General features: G+C 65.9%; 14 protein-coding genes and 1 tRNA gene. 5 read left to right on the forward strand and 10 right to left on the reverse strand.

What is annotated here, in order from left to right; translation table 11 throughout:
- Nucleotides 1–180 precede the first annotated feature (180 nt).
- The 4 genes from KF724_03895 to KF724_03910 all read left to right on the forward strand — a co-directional run bounded on the left by KF724_03895 (nt 181) and on the right by KF724_03910 (nt 5,341).
- Nucleotides 181–1,680, forward strand: coding sequence for a hypothetical protein (locus KF724_03895; GenBank protein MBX3354824.1), 1,500 nt, complete (start codon nt 181–183; stop codon nt 1,678–1,680).
- Nucleotides 1,681–1,869: 189 nt separating this feature from the next.
- Nucleotides 1,870–3,924: an elongation factor G gene (locus KF724_03900; GenBank protein ID MBX3354825.1), complete on the forward strand. Its 2,055-nt coding sequence runs from the start codon at nt 1,870–1,872 to the stop codon at nt 3,922–3,924.
- Between the two features lie 64 nt (nt 3,925–3,988).
- Nucleotides 3,989–4,076, forward strand: a tRNA-Ser gene (locus tag KF724_03905).
- Between the two features lie 53 nt (nt 4,077–4,129).
- Entirely contained in the window at nt 4,130–5,341 is a 1,212-nt protein-coding gene (locus tag KF724_03910; protein MBX3354826.1) for a hypothetical protein, read from the forward strand.
- Here KF724_03910 and KF724_03915 read toward each other — a convergent pair.
- The 9 genes from KF724_03915 to KF724_03955 form a co-directional block, all read right to left on the reverse strand.
- Nucleotides 5,325–5,798: an EamA family transporter gene (locus KF724_03915; protein ID MBX3354827.1), complete on the reverse strand. Its 474-nt coding sequence runs from the start codon at nt 5,796–5,798 to the stop codon at nt 5,325–5,327. The two genes, KF724_03910 and KF724_03915, sit on opposite strands and share 17 nt — an antisense overlap.
- A gap of 177 nt (nt 5,799–5,975) precedes the next feature.
- Nucleotides 5,976–6,836 (reverse strand): tetratricopeptide repeat protein, encoded by an 861-nt coding sequence (locus KF724_03920; GenBank protein MBX3354828.1) that lies wholly within the window; start codon nt 6,834–6,836, stop codon nt 5,976–5,978.
- Nucleotides 6,833–8,704: a BatD family protein gene (locus KF724_03925; protein ID MBX3354829.1), complete on the reverse strand. Its 1,872-nt coding sequence runs from the start codon at nt 8,702–8,704 to the stop codon at nt 6,833–6,835. Before KF724_03925 ends, KF724_03920 begins: the two co-directional genes overlap by 4 nt.
- Before the next feature lie 21 nt (nt 8,705–8,725).
- Nucleotides 8,726–10,129: a hypothetical protein gene (locus KF724_03930; GenBank protein ID MBX3354830.1), complete on the reverse strand. Its 1,404-nt coding sequence runs from the start codon at nt 10,127–10,129 to the stop codon at nt 8,726–8,728.
- Nucleotides 10,126–11,175 carry a VWA domain-containing protein gene (locus KF724_03935; protein ID MBX3354831.1) on the reverse strand — a complete coding sequence of 350 codons (1,050 nt, stop codon included), beginning with the start codon at nt 11,173–11,175 and terminating at the stop codon, nt 10,126–10,128. Before KF724_03935 ends, KF724_03930 begins: the two co-directional genes overlap by 4 nt.
- A 25-nt stretch (nt 11,176–11,200) precedes the next feature.
- On the reverse strand, nt 11,201–12,298 hold the full coding sequence (locus KF724_03940; protein MBX3354832.1) for a VWA domain-containing protein: 1,098 nt from the start codon (nt 12,296–12,298) through the stop codon (nt 11,201–11,203).
- On the reverse strand, nt 12,295–13,236 hold the full coding sequence (locus KF724_03945; protein MBX3354833.1) for a hypothetical protein: 942 nt from the start codon (nt 13,234–13,236) through the stop codon (nt 12,295–12,297). The genes KF724_03940 and KF724_03945 overlap by 4 nt, the downstream gene beginning before the upstream one ends.
- Before the next feature lie 200 nt (nt 13,237–13,436).
- The gene (locus KF724_03950) at nt 13,437–14,336 is read right to left on the reverse strand and encodes a DUF58 domain-containing protein (protein MBX3354834.1); all 900 of its coding nucleotides are present in this window, start codon (nt 14,334–14,336) and stop codon (nt 13,437–13,439) included.
- Between the two features lie 84 nt (nt 14,337–14,420).
- Nucleotides 14,421–15,419, reverse strand: a complete 999-nt coding sequence (locus KF724_03955) for an AAA family ATPase (protein ID MBX3354835.1) — start codon at nt 15,417–15,419, stop codon at nt 14,421–14,423.
- Between the two features lie 276 nt (nt 15,420–15,695).
- Between KF724_03955 and KF724_03960 the strand changes: the two genes are divergently transcribed.
- Nucleotides 15,696–16,556: an NAD(P)-dependent oxidoreductase gene (locus KF724_03960; GenBank protein MBX3354836.1), complete on the forward strand. Its 861-nt coding sequence runs from the start codon at nt 15,696–15,698 to the stop codon at nt 16,554–16,556.
- 129 nt (nt 16,557–16,685) lie between these two features.
- Here KF724_03960 and KF724_03965 read toward each other — a convergent pair whose 3' ends face one another.
- Complete coding sequence (locus KF724_03965) at nt 16,686–16,994, reverse strand: hypothetical protein (protein ID MBX3354837.1); 309 nt, start codon at nt 16,992–16,994, stop codon at nt 16,686–16,688.
- Between the last annotated feature and the right edge of the window lie 17 nt (nt 16,995–17,011).

The raw sequence follows: 17,011 nt of genomic DNA on the forward strand, positions 1-17,011 counted from the left end.
GCTTGCGGGGTGGAGGTGTACGCCGTAGAGAAGGTCCGGAAGGTATCTCCGGTCACGAAGTCAGGCCGATGAGAGCGTCGGAAGTGCGCCGAGATCGGAACTGGGGCTTGGCATCAATCCGCCAGATGTTAACTTTCCGATATCGGCCTTTCTGATTCCGGGGCACACAGGAGAGTTCTCATGTCTGCCAAGAGCCTCGCGTTCGTGTCGATCTCCGCGCTCTTCCTCTCGTCAGCGGTCATGGCCGCGGAGCGTGGGGGCACTCGCTTCGATCCTCTACCAATTCTGCTCAGGGATGTCATCGATCTGCCCGTCGGCGGCGAGAACGAGCCTTACGAAGGTGGCGTCGCATCGTGTCCGCCGGAGGTGAAGACCTGGTCCGCCGCGAACTTCTCAGGCGGCGCATTCACATTGCAAGCGGGCTTCTCGCAGGGCGAGATTGCGGCCGCGTCGTTCGCGGTTCCCGCCGATCAGTTTCCCGTTCGAATCGATCTCACCGAGATGATCTTCGCGACGAGCAACACCACGGTGACGACCACGACCCACTGGTCAGTGCTCTTCTGGGAGGGCACTCCGGCGACGGGCAATCTCGTGGCGGTCTTCAGCTCCGATGGGACGGTCCTGCCTCACCTCGTGATTCCCCCGGGCACGAACGGCGTCAACATCCAGTTCCTGGTCGATCCTGGTGACCCGGAGCAGATCATCCTTCAGAACAATGGAAGCGGAATCATCTCCGTCGGGTACCGCATCGACAAGCATCACAATCTGCCGAGCGGCCCGTGTGGCACCATTCCAACCAACAGCAACGCATTTCCAACCACGGACACCAACGGTCTCCAGCACGCCGCGAACAACTGGCTCTTCGCGATCACCTGTCCGCTGGCGTGCCCGGGTGGCTGGTTCAACTTCAACCAGTTGATCAGCTTCTGCAAGCCGACCGGCGACTGGAACATTCGGGTGAGCTACACCGGGCTCGGGTGTCCACCACCAGCACCGGGTGCGTGCTGCCTGCCATCGGGCCAGTGCACCATCGCGCTTCCGAATGAATGCGCTGCACTGGGTGGAACCTTCCAAGGCGCCAACACCAACTGCCAGTCCGCCAACTGCGTGCCGACCGGCAATGTTCCCTGCTGCTTCCAGTCGACGGGTGGCTGCCTGAACCTGAGCTTCCCGAACTGTGTCGCGGCGGGCGGAGTTCCAGGCCCCGTGGGACAGAACTGCGCCAGCTACACCTGCTTCGCGACCGGCGCATGCTGCAAGCCTGACGGCACATGCGCCGTGATGAGCCCAGCCGACTGCGCCGCCGCTGGCGGTCTCTACACGGGGAACAATGTCACCTGCGCTCAGGCCAACTGTCCGCCCCCGCTTGGAGCCGCGTGCTTCCCGAACGGATTCTGCCTCGAGATGTTCGAGGAGGATGCGGCGGTCGCCGGTGTGCCGTGGGCCGGTCCGATGACGACCTGTGCTGATCTCAACGGAAACGGCACGCCCGATGTCTGTGAGCAGGGTCCGCCTCCCATTCCGGGCGACCTCAACGGCGATGGCTTTGTCAACGGCAGTGATCTCGCCATCGTGCTCGGAAACTGGGGCGGTGGTGCGGGCTCGCCCGGCGACGCCAATGGCGACGGAGTGGTTGATGGTGCCGACATCGCCCTCGTGCTGGGCAACTGGACCGGATGAGTGAGAGGGTCACTGCTCGAGAGGTGACCTCGGAGTTTTCTGTTCGGGCCGGCTCCGTTTCGGACCGCTCTCCCTGATTGGGGCGGCCAAGGCGGAGTCGGCCCACTACGATGCGCTTTCCCGGGGTTTTCATGAGCCCGCGTCCCGGCGCGTGGTGCGCCGCGTCGCAGGTCCGGACTGGGAGGCGACATGGCTGGAGCGAACAGGAGCGTCCGCAACATCGTGGTCATGGGCGGCTCGGGCGGCGGGAAGACCTCGCTGATCGAAGCTCTGCTCCACGAGGCGGGCGCCATCCCCAAGGCGGGAAAGGTCGAGGAAGGCTCGACCGTCTGCGACTACGACCCCATCTCCAAGGAGTTGCGACACTCGGTGGATGCAACCGTTGTGCACCTCGAGTTCGAAGGCGTGACGGTCAACCTCATCGATACGCCCGGGCTCTCCGATTTCTTGGGACGCGGACTCGCCTGCATGCCCGCCGCGGACATGGTGCTTCTGGTCGTCGATCCGAAGACGGGTGTAGATCCTGTCTTTCGGCGCCTTGCCAAGGTGGCCGAGGAGCGCAAGCTGCCGCGCATGGTGGCCATCAACAAGATTGATCGCGGCGACGAACTCTCGGAAGCGATCGAGGCAATCAAGGACTTCCTCGGCCCGGTGGTGCGTCCGCTCGACCTTCCTGCGGGTCACGGTGCCAGCGTCGTCGACTGCTTCGAGAACGAGAAGGGGGAGAGTGACCTTGGCGATGTGGCGTCGTTCCACTCCCAGCTTGTTGATCAGGTGGTCGAGGTCGACGAGAAGCTCATGGAGCAGTACCTCGACGGCAAGGTCGCCTCAGTTGATGAACTGCACGATCCCTTCGAGAAGGCGCTTCGAGAGGCGCACCTGATTCCACTCGTCTTCGTCTCCGCTCGGAGCGGAGCGGGTGTGAAGGAGCTGCTCAAGGATCTTGTGCACCATGCGCCCAGTCCCTCCGAGAGCAATCCGCGCCCCTTCGAGGTCGTGCAGGAAGGGAAGGCGCCGGAGCCATGGGTTCCGAGTCACGACCCCGCCGATCCCGCGATGGCGCATGTCTTCCGGGTCTCGATCGACGCCTATGTCGGTCGTCTCGCGTACTTCCGAGTGCACCAGGGAACCATTCGGAAGGACGCGGCGCTTCGACTCGATGACAGCCGCAAGCCGGTGAAACTCCACCATCTCTACCGCATGCAGGGCAAGAATCATGTGGAGGTTGACCAACTCGTCGCGGGTGAGATCGGCGCAGTGCCGAAGCTCGAGGAAGTTCGGGCAGGATCGATTCTTCACGATGCCGAGGTGTCGGAGTGGCTGCGACTTCGTCCGCTGCCGATGCCGCGCCCCGTGCAGGGGCTTGCCGTCGAAGCCGCCACCAAGGGCACGGAGGCGAAGCTCTCCGAGGGCCTCGCGAAGCTCGAACTCGAGGATCCCACGCTGCGCGTCGAGCATGTCGCGGCGACCGGTGAGACGGTGCTTCGCGGCATGGGCGACCTCCAGTTGCGCATCGCCTTGCGCATGCTGAAGGAGCGATTCGGCGTCGATGTGAACACCCACCCGCCGAAGATCGCTTATCGCGAGGCGGTCACCATCAAGGGCGAAGGTCACTGCCGACACAAGAAGCAGACTGGTGGCGCCGGCCAGTTCGCCGAGGTCTACCTTCGTGTCGAGCCCTTGCCCCATGACAACCCGCACTGGCCTCTCGAACTCGTCGATGACACCTATGGCGGAAGCGTGCCGAGGCAGTTCATTCCGGCGATTGAGAAGGGCGTTCGCCAGGCGCTTGTGCATGGTGTGATCGCGGGCTACCCCATGCAGGGGGTGAAGGTCAGCGTGTACGACGGCAAGCACCACCCGGTCGACAGCAAGGAGATCGCGTTCATCACCGCCGGGAAGCATGCCTTCATTGATGGCGCGCGCAAGGCGAAGCCCGTGATCATGGAGCCGTTCGTCTCGCTCGAGGTTTCCGCGCCGGCGAGCGCGCTGGGCGCCATCGCGAGCGACCTCTCCTCGCGCCGAGGCCGCATCATCGACACGCAGACGCTGCCGGGCGGGCAGGTGCTTGTCAAAGCCACCGCGCCGCTGGGCGAAGTCACGACCTACGCGAGCAGCCTGAAGAGCATGACCGCAGGTGCGGGCAGCTTCACCATGGAGCACAGCCACGACGAGCAGGCCCCGCACGATGTCCAGCAGAAGCTCATTGCCGCCTTCAAGCCGCAGGAGGAAGCGGTCGCCTGAACCAGACGCTCTCTGCTATCGTGTTCGCCCCGACTCCGAGGGTGTCGTCCGAGGAGTGCGGTGAGGAGAGGTGCCTGAGCGGTTGAAAGGGCCGGTCTCGAAAACCGGTAGCGGGCTTGTCCTGCTCGTGGGTTCGAATCCCACCCTCTCCGTTGAGTTCACGCCCGTGCAGGGGCGTGTGGCGTGCACTTCCTAGGAGGTCCCCGTGCGCCAGTGGATCATCGGGTCAATCCTGCTGCTCCTGGGAGTGGTCCTGCTCAGTTCTCTCGTGATCATGGTGCAGGGGCGGTATGACGCGCTGCCCAGGATCGCAGCCATCGGAATCGCAGGAGTTGTGGCGGCGCTCCTCTGCATTCCCCTCGCGATGCTTGCGGCGCGCCCCTCGTTTCGCGAAGCGGGAGTCGCAGGCATCGCCACGCTCTCCCTTCAGGTTCTGCTCATTTCCCTCTCGGCAGTGTTCGTGACGGCGGTGGGATCTGATGCGCTGCTCGGTGCGGCCTTTCTCCTCCTCTTGCCGGGCCTTGCGGCATTGTCGTCGCTCAGTCTGCTCCACCAGCCGGGAGTACGCCATTTGGCGATGGCGGGAGTCTCGCTGGCAGCCATCGCGGCCGCCCTTTCAGTGGCGCCCTCGATCGACGCAGCGGTGCGATCCACCTTCTGGGAGAATTGGTGGATCGAAGCCCGCATCTTCGGGCAGGTCATCTCCGTGACCACGCTCCTCCTTCTGGCCGCCGCATGGCGTCGACCTGCGGAGCCGCTGATGGCGCCGTTCCTCGCGTCGATCGCGCCGCTGCTGGCGCTGCTCGTGACCGGCGCCATGATCCTTCATGCCCGCAGGACCGGCGAAGAGAGAATCCTCGGGATCGACCCGCCGGTGCTGCTTCTCGTGTGCTGGTCGATCGCGGTCGGGGTTTCCCTCGCCCGGCCAATGCGCGTCGCGCGCCTCCAGGGGAGCACGGCGTTTCTTCCAGCGGCCTTCATCGCATGTGTCATCGCCTCTGGCGTCATCCTCGCGGCAGGGGCCGGACTCCGAAGCGATGTGGGTCTGGCGCTCGGCGGGACTGTCGGGGTCATTGCGGCCAGCCTCTTTGCGATCGTGGCGCTTGTCGGTTGGTTCAACTGGCGTGTCGAGGTGGCGGCGCACGCGGCATCCATCACGCCGGGCGAAATCGGTTGCCCACGCTGTCACGGCGTCATCGTGATCAGGCCTGGCTCCGGTCAATGCCTCCAATGCGGCCTTCGCTACAAGCTCACGCTTGAATCGCCGCAATGTCGCGTTTGTCGTCAGGACCTGATGAAGATCCAGAGCGATCGCTGTCCCGAGTGCGGGGAGTTGATTCGTCATCTCGCCACGGGAAGTCGTGGTGATGGGCAAGCTGGCAGCGCCGAGAGTGCGGCGCTCACTTCGAGCTCGTGAGGAGCACGACGCCGGAGAGAAGCAGGACGAGTGCCAGCACCTTCCGCAGGCTCATGGGTTCGCCGACAATCAGCCAAGCGAGCACGACGGCAATGGCCGGAGCGAGGGCAAAGGCAATTGGCTTCACCTTGGAGAGATCGCCGACCGCGATGCCCATGTAGAAGAGCCCGACCCCGAGCGCACCGGCACTGAGACCTGAGCCGAGCACAAGCAGGAGCAGCGTTCGACCATCGGCGAGCCACCAAGCGGGCTCCCGGCTCGAGTCGAGACCGACCCACGACAGCCAGCCTCGCGTGGCGAAGAACCACGCTGCGGCAAGAATCGGCAGCGCCACCACGGTCCGCACCATGATGGCCGAGAGGGGACCGACCTGGCCCGACTTGAGAACGAGCTTGGTGCAGAGTTCGCCCACACCCCAAGCCACGCCTGCAAAGACACCGAAGAGGATTGCCTGCATGGCGCCACGATACCGCGGCCACGCGGAGACCCGACGAAGGCGAACATGGGGGCGGTGACGGTGCGCCGTCGGCGCTGGGCTGACCTTGCGCTCAAAGCCGTCACACTTCGATGGGCGCGATGTTTGATGCTGCCGAGCCCGATCGACCTCGCGGGCGGATGCGCCAGCGCGCGTCGCTCAAAGCACTTCCGCTTCGCTCTCCCTGATCCAGCCGCCGCGGCCATTCGAGAGTTCGATCTGAAGCCATCCCGGCCGCCGATCGACCACCCTGAACTCGACTCCCTCTCCAAGTGACTCCTGGAACTGCGGATCGAAGCCGTCGCCATTACCCTTCCTGACGACCACTCCGTTCTCGACGATGACCCCGCGCGGACGCAAGCGCTCAAGGGCCAGATCAGCGGCGACCGTCACGCCGAGGGTGAGGGCCACGGCGGCGAGTGTTCCACCGCCAATGCGGAAGGCCATCGCGCTTCCTTCGCTGATGAAGAGACGGGGTCGCACCATGCGGATCAGGATCAGCGTCCAGAGCAGAGCCCACGCGCCTGCCGCGATCGCGAGTCGCTGCGATGTGGAGAGGACATGCCACCAGCTCGCGACATTCTCAAGAATAGTCGTGGTGCCCGCTCGCTCGAAGCGATCGGTGACCTGGCCGCGGGCATGCGCCAGGTTGCGCTGCACACGGCTGTCACCCGGAGAAGCTCGCTCGGCTCGGAGATAGGAGGCGATGGCCGGGCCGAGTTGATTGGCTTGGAGGAGCGCGTTGCCCAGGTTGAAGTGGAGTGCGGCGTTGTCAGCACCGGAGTCGCGCACCGCCGCGTAGAGGGTGGCGCTCTCGGTGAATCGACGCCGAGCTTCAGCGGGATCACTCCGGAGGAGTTGCATGCCGTCGTCGTAGGCCTCCTCGGCGGCGCGGAGCGTGGCCAGTGCATCGCCGGAGGCGGCGGGGTCGGAAGAGGCCCGCGCGGCGGGGGTCACGAGCGCTGTGAGCATGAGCGCGACGAGCGCCGCGATCAGTGGGAGGCTGAGCCGCGCGTTCACAGCGCACCTCCCGTGGATGGAAGCGCGCTCGGGAGCGGCGCAACCTTGAGCTCGACGCGCTCGAGCGCCGCCAGCAGAGTTCGGGCTCGGTCACGAAGGCGTTCCGTCGACTCTGCGGAGGCGTTCGGCGCGAAGGCCAGTCGCTCGCCTGCGGCGATGAGCTCGTCAATCTCATCGCACATCGCTGGATCGGCGTGGTGCTCCCGAAGGATCGAGAGCGCCTCGCGTCGGGTGAGCGAGGCGGCCGCGAGGCCGCTCCGATCGGCGATGAAGGCCTTGATGATGGATGCCACGCCCGCGGCATCGGTGGCGCTGGCCAGCGCTCGACGCGCTCGCCGGCCCGCCGTTCGAGCCCGTTCCCCGCGCGGATCGGCATTGCGAAGCTCCGCTCGTCGACGAGCAAATGCAATCGCCGCGACCAGCAGGGGCGGTGCCATGAGGAGCGCCGCGATGCCCCAACCCACATCGGGGCGCGTCGAGCTGAGCATCGCACGACTCACGGGCACACTGGCGGTCAAGCCACCTTCGATCTCAGTCAACCTCGCGGTCGGCGATGTTGATGGTCGCGTCGCGACGGGTGCGGAGCCGGTCACGGCAGCGGTATCGATGCGCTCGACCGGAAGAACCGTGATCGGGATCGGCTGCGAGCGGAGTGTGCGATAGAGGCCGGTGTCGGGGTCGTAGAAGCTGAACAGGATCGGTGGGATATCGGTGATGCGCTCGGAGAGGGGACGAAGCGTCTGCGTGAAGACCTTCGTCCGGCCGTTGATGGTGCCCACCAGCGGCTCCGAGGGCATGCGGAAGTTCCGCGTGAGTTCGGGGAGCTCCGCAATCGGCGGGGGAAGGAGTCGCGTGAGATCCGCACCGCCCGGCGTGCGGTCCGCGATGATGATCGAAAGGGTGATCGGGTCACCCACGCCGACCCGCGTCGGTCTCGCGCGGACATCGAGTTCGAAGACACCCACGGCTCCGGCGAAATCAGCCGGACGGCCCTGACTTGGCGGAGGCTCGATGTTCACGCGAGGTTGCGCTGGTTCGATCGTGAGCAGTCGCTCGCCAGCGCCACGCGGATAGCGAAGCTTGATCTCGATGCCGTGGATGAGGAGTGGCCCGGGCTTGTCCGCTGAGAAGGGAGTCGAGAGCTCGTAAACGACCCACTCGTCGCCGTCGGCGTCGCGCTCCGATCTCGGAGGGATGCGGAAACGGCGCTCCCGATACAGTTCTTCAACTGCTCCCTGGAAGAGGCCCCATCGGGACTCATTCGGCAGAATCAAGGTGTCCCAGAGTCGCGCAGCGTCGGCGGCCACTCGTCCGGCACGGGGGTTCCGGATCCTGACTTGCAGCGTCGCCGTGAGCATCTGCCCGACGACGGCCTCGCCGGGATCGATGGAGATCTCCGCCCGCGCCAGACGCGATGTGTCCAATCCCGTCACTTCAACCGTGGTGGGGCGGCTCTCGTAGGTCTGACCATCGACCACGATGCGAATCCGCGGGATCTCGAATCGCCCCGGTTGTTCGGCGAAGAAGTTGACATCGAAGCGCACCGAGCGGCGCTGAGTCACCTGGCCATTGATGATGGTGGTCTGTGAGAACTCGCGCGAGCGCGTCACGCGAGCTTCGAGACCCGGGGTATTCGGCACCCGCGGATCCTCGACCGTGGACGCATTGGTGACCTCGAAGGTCACCGTCATCGGCTCGCCGGTCTCCGCCCGGGGGAGTGGATAGACGATCTCGACATTGGCATTCGAAGAACGGGCTTCCGCGCCCTGTCGACCCTGCGGCCACGCGATCGACACAGGCCCACAAAGCGCCGTGAGCGCCATCGCGCACGCAAGGAGCGGACTCAGGATGTGGTTTCGAGAGTGCATGAACGACCTCACACGCATGGACTACCAATCTCGCTCCGCGGGCGCCTGTCGCAATCGCTCCTGCGCCTGACGCTGCTCGCGCCGCTTCTTCTCCTTCTCTCGAACCAACTGAAGAAGGCGATCGACCTCCTCGCGGCTCATCGTCCGACGCGGCTCACCCGACGGTGGCTGTGATGAGGCTTCGCCGCTTTCAGGCGCGGCGCTGGCACTCGAGTCACCACCCTGACCCTGCTCGGGTTGGGCGCTGGGCTGCTGCTGTCTCTGCTGGTCCCGATCACGCGAATCTCCAGACGGCTGCGAGGATTGGGGCTGTTGCTGGGGCTCCTTCGGTTCGCCGTCGCCCTTCGGCTCCTGCGGGCGATCATCAAGCGGATTCTCAGGAGGCGCCTGCTGGTCGCGATCCTGCGAGGAGTCCTTGGGTTGCTTTGGCTGCTCCGGCGGCGACTTTCCTTCGCCCTGCTGTTGTGGCGACGGCTTGGATTCCTCCGAAGGTGGTGTGTCCTTCGACTCCTGCGGCCGATCCTGCTGACTCTGTTGACCCTGTTGTCCCTCCTGTCCTTGCTGTCCTTGCTGACCGTCCTGTTGCTGCTGCTGTGAACGGTCACCGGATTGAGGTTGATCCTGCGACTGCTGCTGTTGTTGCTGGTCGTTGGACTGGTCGCCCGATTGCTGCGGCTGACCCTGGTCTCCTTCGCCGGACTCCTGCTGGTCGTCCTTCTCACCTTGCTGCTGTTGCTGCTGCTGTTGTTCCTGTTCGAGCAGCCGGAGAAGGCGATGGGTCGCCTCGGCATTCACGCGGGCATCGCGATCGGTGGGATCGGCAGCGCTTGCATCCTTGAAGTGGGTCAGGGCGCGACGGACCTGCTCGATCGCCTCCTTCATCGCCTCAGGCGAGGGAGCGCCGGCCTCGGAATCGCTCGACACCGCGTCGATGACGGCGCGGCCGCGGTTGTACATGGCCCTCGCGGCGACATCGGCGTTGCGCGACTGTGCGGCACGGCCGAAGAACTCCTGGGCCTTCGCGAGGTTCCCAAGGGCATACTCGGCGAGGCCGAGGTTGTAGGCGACCTCGCTTGCGTCAGGCTTCAGTTCAAGGGCGCGGGCGAGCGCCGAGCGCTCCGACTCGACCTCGCCGCGCTGCCGAGCCGAGCGCGCTTCGAGGATCGCGTCTCGGAAGGCGCGCTCGGTCGCATCGCCCCCTGCTCGACTGCTTGCTGTGGGCGAAGGCAGTGGAGGAAGCGATGGCGACCCGATGTCGGCGGGCGATGGGGCGCTCTCGGGCAAGGTGAGAGGCGCCTGGCTTGCGGGCGCGGGAGTCGTCGTCGCGGGCTGCTGAGCCGCTGCGGGCAGGAGCGCGACCATCGCGAGCGCACTCCCGAAGGCGAAGGCAAGTCGATGATGGTCTTGGAAGCGAGAAGATCTCATGCCGCACCTTCCAATCTCGCCGAGGCGCGCCGCCAGCCGCCATCCCGGCGATCGCTGACCAGGCTCTCCAGCACCAGGAGAAGCAACGCGAGGCCAGCGAACCAGACATACCGCTGAGTTCGCCTCTGGATGGTGCCTCCTTCAAAGGCGCCACGCTCCAGTTGGCCCACGGTCTGCTCATAGATCTCGCCGAAGTCGGCCTGGGCCGTTCCCGCCCTCACAAAGAGCCCTTCGCCCGCCTCGGCCACGCGGGCGAGCAGTTCGGGGTCCATGCGACTCCAGACCTCCTGACCATCGTGCATGAGCCAAGTGCGCTGGGCGCCCCGCGAGAGGGGGATGCGAGCCCCGTCAACCGAGTCGCCGATTCCGACGGTGAAGATTCGAATGCCATGCTCCCGGGCCGCCTTCGCCGCAATCAGCGCGGGATCGCCTTCGCCCATGTCCTCACCGTCGGTCAGGATGACAAGCGCGCGAGGAGCGCCCGTGCCTTCGGGGAAGCTGTCGATGGCCAGCTCGATCGCATCGGCCAGGTAGGTCCCGCCGCGCGCCGCCGATTGCGGAGAGAGTTCGGCGAGGATCGTCCGGAACGCGCCGTAGTTGAGCGTGAGCGGGACACGGATGGCCGGCGCTCCGGCAAACTCGATGAGTCCGACCCGATCACCCGCCGCGCGATCGATGGCATCGGAGACGAACTGCCGCGCGCGATCGAGCCGGTTCGGTGTCGCATCCTCGGCGAGCATGGAGCGGCTCACATCGACCAGGAAGAAGGTATCGAGACCCGTTCGTGGAATCTCCTCGACGCGAAGTCCCCAGCGCGGATCCATGAGCGCCAAGGTGGTCGACATGATGGCGGCGGTCAGCAGCGCGGCTCGCAGCAGCGGTCGCCAGGCGCTGGCGGCCGGCGCGAGGCGCCGCCAGAGCGCGGGCTCGGCGAATCGCGCCCATGCCGCGACCCGCGTGCGCTGACGCCACACCGCCAACGCCAGCAGAATTGCGGCGACGGGAATGATGAGTGCGGCGGCAGGTCTTGCGAACTCGAGGTCCATGGGGGTGGGGAAGGGTGCGTGCGGATCAAGTCAGGCTTCGAAGGCGCGTTTGCGCGAGGAGCATCTCAATGCCGAGGAGGATCACGGCCAAGAGCAGCAGCGGCGGCAGACGGATGCCTTCGATGGTGACGGGTTCCACGGCGAGCGCGGACGATTGCAGATATCGGCGCTCTTCCGTCGCGGTGCGCTCGAGCGCATCGATGCGCTCGTAGATCTGGCGCAGGCTCCGTTCATCGACGGCTCGGAAGTACTCGCCGCCGGTCATCTCGGCCATGCGACGGAGCAGCGCCTCGTCGATGCTGACCGGCTGGTCGACGAAGCGACGACCAAGTGGAGTTTGCACCGGCATCGGTGCCATGCCGCGCGAGCCGACACCGATCGAGTAGATGCGGATTCCAAGCGCCTTCGCCATCTCGGCGGCCAGCATCGGATCGATGTCACCGGCGTTGTTTTCGCCATCGGTCAGGAGAATGATGACACGGCTCTTGATCCTGCGAGTCGAGTCGACGGAGCGATCATCACCGAGCCCGCGAAGGCGCTCGACGGCAAGAGCGACGCCATCGCCAATCGCGGTTCCATCTTCGCCGCCGGGGCCTGCTGGGCGAATCCTCCGAAGGACATCGATGACATAGTCGTGATCGAGTGTGGGAGGCGAGAGGCTGTCGGCGAAGCGCGCGAAAGTCACGAGCCCGATGAGGTCGTTCGGGCGCCCCTTGAGTCCCTCGCCTCCCGCGATGAACTCCGTGGCGACGAGCTTCACCGCATCCAGCCGATCCATTTCGCGCCCGCGCCGGGCGAAGTCCATCGCCTGCATCGAACCGCTGCGGTCGACCACGATCTGGATGGCAATGCCTTCAACGAAGATGCGCGTCTGCTCGTTGGCCTTGACCGGTCGTGCCAGCCCGATCACCAGAAGCGCCGCCGCAAGTGAGCGAAGGAGTGGCAGGAGCCAACGGACCCGCACAAGGAGCCCCTGCGAGGCGGCGCCCGCCTGCCGCAGGGCGGATGCGCCCGGCAACACCACGCTCGCTCGCCACGCTCGATTCATGGGTCTGAGCCAGAAGAGCGGAATCACGAAGAGCAGCAGCAGCCACCACGCCTGCTCGAAGGAGAAGGCGCTCATCGGCGCACCTCCGAGGCGTTGTCCGGAGTGCCCGGAGTCCCGCGCTCCGCGGTCTCATCGACGAAGCCCGAGGCTGCATCGAAGGCCCGCGCGCACTCGCCCTCGGCGGGACGCTCCGCGGCGAACTTCACACGATCGGCGGTCCGCAGGAAGCCTGCGAGAAGAACCTGATGCCCTTCGACGATCATCGGGTGTCGGCTCGCTTCGACGAGGAACTCCTGAGTGGTCTGCTCGGGAGCCCGGATGCCGAAGCGCCGTTCGACATAGCGCCGCACGATGTCAGAGAGCCGCACATAGAAGTCGAGGACTCGACCTTGGGAGGGAAGAGCGTCGCGCCGCAGGGCGCCGAGTGCCTCTCGCGCCTCTTCCTCGGCGGAGATGATGACCGGTGGCGCCGGGCGTCTCAGCCGACGCATCAGGAGCAGTGCGCACGCCGCGACCGCGAGAGCGCCCACACCGGCGAGAAGCCATGGCAACCACTCACCCGGAAGCGCCATGTCGAGCGGGTCCTTGACGGGCCGAAGCGCTTCGCGCGGGTCGTCGACCTCGCCCATGAGCGACAGCACCTCGATGCGCAGAGGGCCAACCGCGAGCACTTCGCCACCGTCGGTGCCTCCTCTGCGAATCGGGATCGGCGGAAGCTCCTGGAGGCCTGCGGCGAAGGAGACGAAGTCGAGTTCCTGCACCTGGAGCCCCGGCGTGCGGGAGTCGGTCGGGAGCAGACGCGCCGCGCGGAGTTCAAACTCGCCGAGCATCGGGCGCGGTGCCCCCGGCGCGGCCGCGCTCGGCAAACGCACGGCCATCTCCGGCGGAGCCTGCACTTCGAGGCGCACCCGAAGCGGCTCGCCAACCTCGACGCGTCCGCTCGCGGCGACGAGCTTTGCGCGCACCCCCGCAGCCTCGGCGTGGGCGTCGGTGATGAGATCGGCGTCGGACATCGATGCCGCTGCTGGAGCGACTTGGTTCTGCGGCGCAGTGGCACCTGGGGTTCGGCTCGGAGTCGGGGAATCGAACACCTGCGCGTTGGCGCCAGCGCCAGCTCCACTCAGCGCCACGGCGCCATTGATCAGCAGCGCAGCGCAGCGCGAGCCGGCGCGGCGCCTCTGGTGGCATGGGAGGCGATCGCTCCTCGGCCCCATCACCGCTTCCTCCCCTCGCGACGGCGGAAGTAGTCCATGAGGGGACGGCCGCAATCGGCGCCGGTCTCGACTTCGATTGGTGTCATCTTCGATCGGGCGAACGCGCGGCGTCGGCGCTCGAAGCCTTCGGCAGCCATGGCTGCGTAGCGCGATCGCACGCGCCGGCTGGTGGTGTCGATGACCACGCGCTCACCCGTCTCGGGATCGACACACTCGACAAGTCCGACGGCGGGCAGCACGCCCTCGCGCCGATCGTGGACGACGACCGGGATGACATCATGGCGCTGGCGGGCCAGCGAGAGGGAGTCCTCCCACCCCTCATCTAGGAAGTCGCTCACGACAAAGAGCACGGAGCGCCGCCGCTGAATGCGATCGAGTTCCCGGATGGCTTCGCCCAGTCGCGTGCCCCGGCCCGCAGGCTGAAATCCCAGCAGCTCGCGAACGATCCGGAGCACATGCCTTGAGCCCTTGCGCGCGGGGACAAAGCGCTCGATCCGATCGGTGAAGGCCATCAGGCCCACCTTGTCGTTGTTGCGAATCGCCGAGAAGGCCACGGTCGCCGCCACTTCCGCCGCCAGCTCGCGCTTGAACTGGGCACATGAACCGAAGGAGAGCGACCCGGACAAGTCCACAGCCAGCATGACCGTCAGCTCACGCTCCTCGCGAAAGAGCTTGACATGAGGCATCCCGACTCGAGCGGAGACATTCCAGTCGATCGAGCGCACATCGTCGCCGATCGTGTAAGGACGCACCTCCTCGAACTCCATGCCTCGCCCCTTGAAGGCGGAGTGATACTGCCCCGCGAGCGCCTCGCTCACGATCCGGCTGGTCCGGATCTGGATGCGGCGAACCTTGCGAAGGAGTTCTCTGGCGTCAGAGAAGGTGGGGGCGGCAACCATGCTTACTTCATGCGAATGCGTTCACGGGGCGTTCGGCGCAGCGGGGCGCATGAGCCGCCGCCGCACGAATGCCCGTGCCGATCATCACGGCACGGGGACATGCTCAAGCAGCGTGCGGACGACATCATCACTGGTGCGCTCGAGCGCTTCGGCTTCATAGGTCAGGCCAATGCGATGACGCAGCACCTCGAGGGCGACATCCTTGACATCCTGCGGCACCACATAGCCGCGGCCGTCGAGGAAGGCCTTGGCACGCGACGCCAGCGTGAGCGCAATCGTCGCTCGCGGTGAGGCGCCGTACTGAATCAGCTCCTTGAGTGGCGCCTTGAAGGCGCCGGGGTCGCGCGACGCAACAACGATGTTGACGATGTAGTCCTTGATCCGATCGTCGACGAAGATCTCATCGATGACGGCGCGGGCCGCCGTGATCGATTCCGGGTGCATGACCGGCTCGATGGCGATCTTCGAGTTGGTGCGTGCCATGCGGTCGAGAATCTGCCGCTCCTGCTTGGGCGTCGGGTAACGCACCACCAGCTTCAGCAGGAATCGATCGACCTGCGCCTCGGGCAGGGGATAGGTGCCCTCCTGCTCAATGGGATTCTGCGTTGCCAGCACGAGGAAGGGGTCGGCCATCGGGTAGGTCTCGGTGCCGATGGTGACCTGGCGCTCCTGCATCGCCTCGAGCAAGGCGCTCTGGACCTTCGCCGGCGCACGATTGATTTCGTCGGCCAGCACGATGTTCGTGAAGATCGGGCCCTTCTTGACGACGAAGTCGCCGCTCGCGGGGCGGTAGACGAGCGTGCCGATGAGGTCCGCCGGCAGCAGGTCGGGTGTGAACTGCACGCGCTGGAAGCCCGTGCGGATGCCGGCGGCAAGGGTTGCGACGGCCGTGGTCTTGGCGAGTCCGGGCACGCCCTCGATCAGGATGTGCCCGTTCGAGAGAAGACCGATGAGCAGCCCTTCGAGGAGCTCATCCTGTCCGACGACCACTCGGTGCATCTGCTCCACGAGTTGGCGAAAGGGTTTGCTTGCGGCTTCGACTTGTCGTTCGATGGAGGAGATGTCGTGTTGGGTGACGGTCATGGAGGGTTCCTCAGGTCACGGCGCCTCAGGGGCTCATGGTGGGGCCCCTCGCCTCGGTACATTCAGGTCTCATGCGCCAGTGCTGACGGAAGCTCCCGCCAGCAGCAAGGTGGTACCCGGAAGAAGATACGGCGCTTCATCGTGGCGTGTGAAAGGGCGTGTCGTCGTAGGATCGGCGCTGAGGTCAACACCTGCGGCCTGAGTGGGCCGCCGGGCGGAGACGGGACTTTGTCACGGGAGTGTTTCATGCGAGTCGGCTGGATTGGTTGCGGCGTGATGGGACGCTCCATGGCGGGTCATCTTCTTGACGCAGGACACGAGGTGGTTCTCCACACTCGGACGAAGTCGAAGGCGTCGGCACTCCTCGCGCGCGGGGCGACTTGGGCATCGACACCCGCCGCCGCTGCCGATGGCGCGGACGCGGCCTTCTCGATGGTGGGCATGCCCGACGAAGTGGAGATGGTTCATCTTTCGGGCGAGGGCACGCTGGCGGCCAGGACACCTCCTCGTGTGGTGGTGGACATGGGCACATCGCCGCCGTCACTTGCGCGGCGCATCGCGCACCGTGCTCGCGAGGTGGGTGTTGGCAGCGTCGATGCGCCGGTCTCCGGTGGCGACATCGGTGCCAGGAATGCAGCCCTTTCGATCATGGTCGGAGGTGAGGAGAGCGATGTCGCCGCCGCAATGCCTCTCCTTGAGAAGCTCGGGCGAACGATCGTGCATCATGGCCCCCCCGGCAGCGGCCAGCACTGCAAGTTGGTGAATCAGATTCTCGTGGCCGCGGCCACCATCAGCATGTGTGAGGCACTGACCTACGCCCACGGGGCCGAACTCGATGCGGACAAGGTTCTCCGAAGTGTCGGAGGTGGTGCGGCTGGAAGCTGGACCATCGAGCACCTGGCGCCGCGCGTGCTCCGGGGCGACCTTGCGCCCGGCTTCATGGCTGAGCATCTCGCCAAGGATCTCGCCATCGCGATCGACGAAGCGAAGGAGATGTCCCTTGAACTCCCGGGTCTGCTGCTGGCCAAGCGGCTCTTTGATGACCTCGTGGCGAAGGGATACGGCGCACGGGGCACGCACGCCATGATTCTGCACTACCGCCCAGATCTCGCGAAGTCGATGCCCGAGTCAACCTGAGGTGATGGGTGACGACGGATCGACCTGTTCAGTCGACAACCCTCGGACCAACAGCCCCGGCGGCGTGATCCTTGCGCCAAGACCAGGGCGACGCCGAACGAACCCCCGCGCGGGATCTGAAACAGTCCGTTACTTCGTGGCGAGGTAGCGCTCGACGCTCCGAACATCGGCCACGATCTGCGGCGTGATGCGAAGCGTGAACGAGGCACCGACCGTGGGCACGACGACCTTGGTTGGCGTCTTGCGGCGAGCAAAGAGTCGGCCGCCGCGCTGCGTCCACGGCGTCTCCCGGCGACGCACATGAGCCAAGCGTGAGAGCGTTCGCTGCACCTTCGGCTGAAGTCGCATGAGGCGCTGAAGCGTCTTGCGCTGGCGCTCCGTGCGGGGGAGGGCCTTGATGGTGAAGGTGACGGTGCTGCTGGGGGCGAGCTCGGCCATGGAAGCGTCCTTCTGAA

The organism is Phycisphaeraceae bacterium (assembly GCA_019636735.1).
Lineage (GTDB): Bacteria > Planctomycetota > Phycisphaerae > Phycisphaerales > SM1A02 > VGXK01.